Origin of the sequence: Herbaspirillum sp. C7C2, from assembly GCF_022627865.1 — a bacterium.
Classification (GTDB): Bacteria; Pseudomonadota; Gammaproteobacteria; order Burkholderiales; family Burkholderiaceae_D; genus Herbaspirillum; species Herbaspirillum frisingense.
Genome location: NZ_JABXGI010000012.1, coordinates 116,610 through 123,866, shown reverse-complemented (window position 1 = coordinate 123,866; position 7,257 = coordinate 116,610). Strand labels below are relative to the sequence as shown.

The window sequence follows — 7,257 nt, the reverse complement described above, 5'->3', positions numbered from 1 at the left end:
CTACGGCGCGTCGCTGCGCCTAGGCAGTCAACGCTTGGCGACCTCTCGCACTCGTAGATTAAATGTGAACAGGCCCTAATGCGACCAGAACTGAGAGCTGCATTAATTGCGACACAGGAGGCATGACATGTCTGTCCAATACAGCGGTCAGGTTCTACCACCAGTTGGAATACGTTTGTATCGAATGTCACTTTCATACCGTCTGCCCGACCTGAACCGCCCTCTTACATCGACGTCGCCGACCGCGCCGCCTGCTCATACAAGCCCGACAGCACGCGCAGGAACCGGGCCAGCTCTTCCAGTTCATAGCTTTCGGTGTTGTCGCCGGTGAGGCTGGAGACCAGCAGCTGCTCCCTGATCTCGTAGTACCGCTTGCAAAGATCCTGCCCGGCCTCGTTGGTCGAATACAGCACTTCCTTGCCGCGCCGCTCGGTGCTCACCAGGCCCAGGGCGTGCAGTTTCTTGAGCGAGTAGTTGACCACGTGCGTGTCCTCGATATTGAGGATGAAGGCGATGTCGGCCAGCTTCTTCTCGCGTGCGCGGTGGTTGATATGGTGCAATACCAGGACGTCGGTGGCCGTCATGTCCTTCATGCCGGCCGCCGAGATGCAGCGGATCATCCATCGGTTGAAGGCATTGCTGGCGATGATCATGCCGAACTCGAATTCGCTCAACTCCTTGCTCCTTCCTGAAGCCAGATGCAGTGACGATACGATCGGCACCTTGCCTGGGGTGTTGGGCTGGGCGAAATTGGCTTTTGGGGTTTTCTTTTCGGTTGGCATAAAGGTCTTTGGAAAGCAGACAAATTCACTGACCGCCACAGGAAATATCGTCGAGAGATTTTTCCCGCCGCCGGCGGTCAGTCGAGAAACCCCGATTTTAAACCCCAATTTCCTCGGCAAGGTGAGCCAGATTGGGCTCCGTTGAATCTGCAGTCTACTTTTCCACCAGCAACTTCCTGCCCTCCGGCGTCCATGCCAATGGCGCCCCGGCATGCTCGCCCGACAATTCCCAGTCCGCCGCGCCAGGTTCGTGCGTCGTCTGAGCTGACTGCGCCCCCTCTGTCTTGAAGATCGACACCGCGCGCCCCAGCGCCAGCGAGCGGTCATGCATCTGCTGCGCAGCCGCGGCCGCCTGTTCCACCAGGGCCGAGTTCTGCTGCGTCATGTCGTCGATCTGCTCGACCGCCTGGTTGATCTGGCGGATGCCTTCGCTCTGTTCGTCGCTGGCGGCCGATATCTCGATCATGATGTCGGCCACGTGTTTCACGCTGGAGACGATCTCCTGCATGGTCTGCCCGGCCTGGTCCACCAGCGCGCCACCGGCATCGACCTTCTTCACCGAGCTCTGGATCAGCCCGGCGATCTCCTTGGCAGCAGCGGCGCTGCGCTGGGCCAGGGCACGCACCTCGGCGGCGACCACGGCAAACCCGCGCCCCTGCTCACCGGCGCGGGCTGCCTCCACGGCAGCGTTCAACGCCAGGATATTGGTCTGGAAGGCGATGCCATCGATCACCCCGATGATGTCCACGATCTGGCGCGAGCTCTCCTTGATTTCCTTCATCGTGCTGACCACCTGGGTGACCACGTCGCCCCCTTGCGTGGCGACCTGCGACGCATTGAGCACCAGATGATTGGCTTCGCGGGCGTTCTCGGCGTTCTGGTTGACCGCATTGGTCAGCTCCAGCATGGAACTGGCGGTTTCTTCCAGCGTGCTGGCCTGCAGTTCGGTACGGGCCGACAGGTTGGCATTGCCTTCGGCGATCTCGCGCGCCGCCACCGAAATGGCGTCGGACCCCTCGCGTACCTGCGTCACCGCGCCTACCAGGCCATCGCGCATGTGTTGCAGCGCCGCCAGCAGCTTGGCCGTTTCGTCCGAGCCGGTGGCCTCGACCTGGACCGCCAGATCACCACCGGCCACGCGCTCGGCAATATTGATGGCGGCATTGAGCGGCCGTGTGATGCCGCGCATGACGGAATAGCCCACCAGTGCCGCCAGCAGCGTGGCGATGCTGGCCATGGCAATCATCAGCATGCTGGCCGAGGTGGCCACCTGTTCGGCGTCGCGCCCGCCCTCTTCCATGCGGCTGCCCTGGTAGGCGATCAGATTGTCGAGGGCCTTGAAATAGGCGCTCTGATAGGGGGCGATCTCGGGCAGGATCAGATCCCGCGCCTGCTCGACCTGTCCATCCTTGACGGCAGCGATGAAATTGTTCAGCACCGGCGTGTACTGGGCACGTGCCGCATTGACCGCCTTGAGCATGCGCAGCCCGTCTTCCGAACTGGTATTGGCGGCAAACTGCTTGAGCGTGCTGTCGATGGTCTTGCCGGCACGATCGATGGTATCGAGCTCGCCCTTGATCTCGTCGACCGTGCTCATGAAGAGCAGGTTGCGCATGCTGCGCGCCGTCTCGTCCAGCGCACTCTTGACCGAGTTGGCCATCACGGTGCGCGGATAGTAATCCTTGGCGATCATGGCGATGCTGCCGTTGATCTGGTTCAGGCGCAGTACGCCAATGGCCGTCAGCGCCAGCATCAGGAAGATCACAATGCCGAAACCTGCGCTCAGGCGTTGTCCGATGTTCAGATTCTTCAACTTCATGTGGATGCTCCTTGCAAGTCGAAATGCGGTAACGACGATGGTGTCAGCCTGCATCTCCTCCGCACCTGGCCGACGACTCCCCTCAAGACATGGAGCCGTCGGCAATCAGGCCCGGCGTCACGCACAGTAAGAAACTGCCTGCCCGGAAAAACGGGCACTACTTACCTTTCCCCCTCAAGACTGCATGCGCCGGAAAAAGCCGTTAAAACGTATGGCGGATGCCAAAGTTCCAGGCGCTGTTACCGGAGCCGGTTTCGATGGAGCTACCCACGGTGTAGGGTGCGCCATTCTTGTTGCTGATGTGTGCATACATCGCGTACAGGTCGGTGCGCTTGGACATGGAGTAGCGATACCCCAGCGCGACCTGGTTGGCGTCCTGGTTGCGGGCGGTCTTGTCGTTCTTGTGGATGTACGAGGCCAGCACGGTGTGCTGCACGCCGAACGGTACGGTCACGCCGATGAGCATGTCGGCGCTGTCGGTGGAGGCGAACACGGGACCGGTGCCATAGGAATTGACGGTGCTGCGCAGCGGCGAGCTGTTGACGCCCTTGTTGATGCCATAGGCGCCGTGCAGCTTGAGCACGCCAAAGTCGTACACCGCACCCAGCAAGGTGCTGCGTCCGCTGCTGGTCTCGGCGGTGGTGGTGTCGTTGTTGCGACCATGGAAGCCCAGGCGTACATTGAGCGGACCGTTGCTGTACTGCACGGCAGCGCCGACCTGGCTGGCGGCCTTGGTGGAGCCGGCCGTTTCGCCGAAACCATAAGCCAGTTCACCGGTGAAACCAGCCACCTTGGGCGAGATGTACTTGACGGTGTTGTCCATGCGGCTGGAGCTGTTGCCGGTGTTGGGCATCAGGTTGGCTGCATCACCGGCATAACCGGTACCGAACGGATCGACCATGGCCAGCGTCATGTATTGCGGGGTGTACTGACGCCCCACCAGCACCGAACCCATGCCGCCATTGAGGCCGACATAGCTTTGGCGACCGAACAGCAGACCGCCCTGCCCCAGTGCACCGGTATCGTTCTGGAAGCCCGACTCCAGCAGGAACACCGCCGACATGCCGCCGCCGAGATCTTCCGTACCCTTGAACCCGATGCGCGAACCGCCGCTGATACCGCTGGTCAGCTTGTTCACCTTGCCTGCAGCGCCACCGGTTTCGATGACGTAACCGGTATCGATCAGACCGTAGATGGTCACCGACGATTGCGCCGATGCGGGCAGAGCGTAGATACCTGCCGCAGCCATGATCGACGCAGCCAAAATCCTTTGTTTCATTGTGATTCCCCGTAAATGATTTCCAAAAAATCGCGTATCGGCATGATCGTGCGCGCCCTTCCATGCCGATACGCGCCAGCCCGCCGCACACCGGAAGCAATTGGCCTTTTTGCCTCCAGCGCTTGAACGGGAACTGCAAAACCACTGCTATCACGACCCTCTTCGGGGTCCTCGTTCACGCCGGAGCGAACACGCCCTGCTCCGGCCTTTCAAATTTTTCGGACAGGAATTCCGTCACGAAGCCAAACGCCGGATTGCAGCGGGCCAGCGGTGCCAGCGCCTCGTCCAGTGCTGCCGGCCGCAACCACGGGTATGGCAGGAAGGATTGCAGCGTCGTCACCAGACCGCCCGCCCGGTCGGGCAGGCTATCCATGCGGTCGATGCGGATATGCATTTCCGAGATGCGCCAGCCTTCACCCTCCGGAACGAATGACCAGCGATAGCTGCCGCGTCCGATGCGCAGCTTGGCCTGGACCTTGTCGCGCATGATGACCAGCCACGGCAGGTGATCGATTTGCGCACCGGCACCGGCTGGCACGTCGGCCAGGTAATAGGTGCGGCATTGCGAGAACTGACGACCAAAATCGGTCACCAGCGTCTGCGCGATCCCTTCGCTGCCCACCACCAGCGGCGGAAACGAAATGCCGTCATCGCACACGGCAATGGTCAACATGGCATTGGGCGCGAAGATGTCGTGGATCAGCCCGGGACTGCCTTTGTCTTTTGCATGGACGTACGCTTCCAGCAGGGATTTATGCGTCAACATAAAAGTCCTTGGTTCATGACGGCCACAGCCGTCGCTCGCGATGTGGAGGGAAGCGGCGTCCCGGGAACGGGACGCCGGATCGGTCCCGATGGGCTACTCGTTCAGGCGGTCTGTCACGGCTTTCCTCTCGGGCATGGGATGGGTCTGCATGTCACAGGCCGCCCAGATAGGCTTTCTTGATGTCTTCGTTGTGCAGCAGTTCGTCGCCGCTGCCTTCCATGACGATGCGCCCGGTCTGGATCACATAGCCGTAATGGGCGATGTCCAGCGCCTTGTGCAGATTCTGCTCCACCAGCAGGATGGACACGCCCTTGGCGTTGATCTGCTGGATGGTATCCAACACCTTGGTCACGAACTTGGGTGCGATGCCCCAAGACGGCTCGTCCAGCAGCAGCAGCCTGGGCTTGGCCATCAGGCCGCGACCGATGGCCAGCATCTGCTGTTCGCCGCCGCTCATGGTGCCGGCCAGCTGATGGCGCCGTTCCTTGAGGATGGGGAAGGTGGCATACATCTCGTCCAGGGAGGCCGCCACTTCCGTGCTGTCGGTACGGGTGTACGCGCCCAGCTCCAGATTGCGCTCCACCGTCAGGCGCGGGAACAGGCGACGCCCTTCCGGCACCAGCGACAGGCCCAGCTTGACGCGGTCGAAGGAAGGGATCTTGCCGATATCCTGGCGCTCGAAGCTGATCTGGCCGGCATCGGGCTTGTTCAGGCCGGCGATGGCGCGCAGCGTGGTGGACTTGCCGTTGCCGTTGCCGCCGACCAGCGCCACGATGCTGCCGGCTTTGACTTCCAGGTCGACCTTGGACAAGGCCAGCACGCCGTCATAGCTGGCGCGCAGATTGGTTACTTGCAACATCATTCATCTCCCAGGTAGGCGGCAATCACGTGCGGGTCGTTGGAAACCTCGGTGGGGCTTCCATCGGCGATCTTCTTGCCGTAGTCCAGCACCACGATCTGGTTGGCGATGGGCATGATGCCTTCCAGCACGTGCTCCACGATCAGGCAGGAGATGCCACGGTCGCGGATCTTCAGCACCACCTCCACGGTTTCCTTCACCTCGGTGGGATTGAGGCCGGCCATCACTTCATCCATCAGCAGCAGCTTGGGCTTGACCGCCAGGGCGCGGGCCACCGCCAGGCGGCGTTGTTCGCTGATGGTCATGCTGCCGGCCGGCTTGTCGGCGAAGCGTCCCAGGTTGACGAACTCCAGCAGCTGACGCGCCGTGTCCCGCACCTTGGCGACGCTATGCTCGTTGAGGAAGGCGCCGACCATCACGTTCTCCAGCGCGGTCATGCTGGTGAAGGTGCGCGCCACCTGGAAAGTACGGCCGATGCCGATGCGGGCACATTGCTCCGGGTTCATGCCGGAGATCTTCACGTCTTCCAGCCAGATGTCACCAGTGGTCGGCGGCGAATAGCCGGCGATGCAATTGAACATGGTGGTCTTGCCGGCGCCGTTGGGCCCGATCAGGCCAACGATCTCGCCGACCTGGACATTGAAGGAGATATCCTGGTTGGCGGTCAGGCCGCCGAATTTCTTGTAGACGTTCTCGACACGAAGCAGGCTCATTTGCTGCCCTCCTGATGTTGCTTGTTGGCTTTGCGGCGGGCCAGATAGGTCCGCACGTAACCGACGATGCCGTTCGGGTAATAGACCGCGATGGCGATGATCAGCGCGGCGTAGATGATCAGGTCGGTACCGCGACCGGTGCCGCCGAAGAGGGTACGCGTGCCTTCCTCGATGGCCGTCAGCAGGCCGGCACCGACGATGGGGCCGAACAGGGTGCCGATACCACCCAGGATGGAGACCAGCGCCATCTTGATCGAGATGCCGGTACCGAGTACCGATGCAGGATCGATATAGAGTTCCTTCTGGGCATACAGGCTGCCTCCCATGGCGGTGAAGAAACTGCTCACGGCAAAGGCGATCTGCTTGTACTTGGACAGGCTCACCCCCAGGCTGCGAGCGGCATCCGGTTCATCCTTGATGGCCCGGAAGTAGTAGCCCAGATAGCTGCGCTCGATCCAGGCATTGGCCAGCAAGGTCACCAGCAACAGGCCCAGCGCGATGTAGTAGTAGGGCTCCTTGCCGCTGAAGATCATCTTGGACCAGCCCTCGTCACTCATGGGAATGGTCAGGCCCACGGCGGCGCCGGCGAAGTCCCAGTTGGTGAAGACGATCTGGATGATCTCGGCCACGGCAATGGTGGCCATCGCGAAGTAGTGACCCTTGAGGCGGAAGCAGGACCAGCCGATCACCAAACTGGTGGCGGCGGCGATCAGTCCGCCGGCCAGCATGGCGATCCAGGGACTGATGCCCCAGATCGAGAACATGATGGCCGAGGTGTAGGCGCCGATACCGTAGAACGCCACGTGGCCCAGCGAGACCTGGCCGGCATAGCCGCCGACGATGTTCCAGGACACGCCGATCTGGGCCGCCATCAGGATCAGGATCGCCAGGTTGAGGTGGGTGGGAGAGGTGACGAATGTGGGCAAGGCCACCGCCACCAGCAGCAGGATCGCCAGGGCGATGCGCATCTTATTGGCCAGCGCGCCCGACGGCGGCGCTGTGATGATCAGGCCGGAGGTATTCTTGGACATGGATTTTC

At 61.6% G+C, this 7,257-nt stretch carries 8 protein-coding genes; 1 reads left to right on the top strand and 7 read right to left on the bottom strand.

Features of this window, described 5'->3' with window-relative positions; translation table 11 throughout:
• Positions 1-224 precede the first annotated feature (224 nt).
• Positions 225-722, bottom strand: coding sequence for a winged helix DNA-binding protein (locus HWE04_RS16290; RefSeq protein ID WP_233207520.1), 498 nt, complete (start codon positions 720-722; stop codon positions 225-227).
• Between HWE04_RS16290 and HWE04_RS16285 the strand changes: the two genes are divergently transcribed.
• On the top strand, positions 652-927 hold the full coding sequence (locus HWE04_RS16285; RefSeq protein WP_241813055.1) for a hypothetical protein: 276 nt from the start codon (positions 652-654) through the stop codon (positions 925-927). The two genes, HWE04_RS16290 and HWE04_RS16285, sit on opposite strands and share 71 nt — an antisense overlap.
• A gap of 9 nt (positions 928-936) precedes the next feature.
• Here the strand turns inward: HWE04_RS16285 and HWE04_RS16280 are convergent, their stop codons facing one another.
• From HWE04_RS16280 to HWE04_RS16255, 6 genes are all read right to left on the bottom strand, one after another.
• A complete protein-coding gene (locus HWE04_RS16280) occupies positions 937-2,601 on the bottom strand; it encodes a methyl-accepting chemotaxis protein (protein ID WP_241813051.1) in 1,665 nt (554 codons plus the stop codon).
• A 202-nt stretch (positions 2,602-2,803) separates the two neighbouring features.
• Complete coding sequence (locus HWE04_RS16275) at positions 2,804-3,880, bottom strand: porin (RefSeq protein ID WP_241813050.1); 1,077 nt, start codon at positions 3,878-3,880, stop codon at positions 2,804-2,806.
• Between the two features lie 175 nt (positions 3,881-4,055).
• The gene (locus HWE04_RS16270; protein ID WP_241813048.1) at positions 4,056-4,646 is read right to left on the bottom strand and encodes a nuclear transport factor 2 family protein; all 591 of its coding nucleotides are present in this window, start codon (positions 4,644-4,646) and stop codon (positions 4,056-4,058) included.
• Between the two features lie 151 nt (positions 4,647-4,797).
• On the bottom strand, positions 4,798-5,505 hold the full coding sequence (locus HWE04_RS16265; RefSeq protein WP_006461842.1) for an ABC transporter ATP-binding protein: 708 nt from the start codon (positions 5,503-5,505) through the stop codon (positions 4,798-4,800).
• Complete coding sequence (locus HWE04_RS16260; protein WP_006461843.1) at positions 5,505-6,218, bottom strand: ABC transporter ATP-binding protein; 714 nt, start codon at positions 6,216-6,218, stop codon at positions 5,505-5,507. Before HWE04_RS16260 ends, HWE04_RS16265 begins: the two co-directional genes overlap by 1 nt.
• Positions 6,215-7,249 (bottom strand): branched-chain amino acid ABC transporter permease, encoded by a 1,035-nt coding sequence (locus HWE04_RS16255; protein ID WP_241813047.1) that lies wholly within the window; start codon positions 7,247-7,249, stop codon positions 6,215-6,217. Before HWE04_RS16255 ends, HWE04_RS16260 begins: the two co-directional genes overlap by 4 nt.
• Between the last annotated feature and the right edge of the window lie 8 nt (positions 7,250-7,257).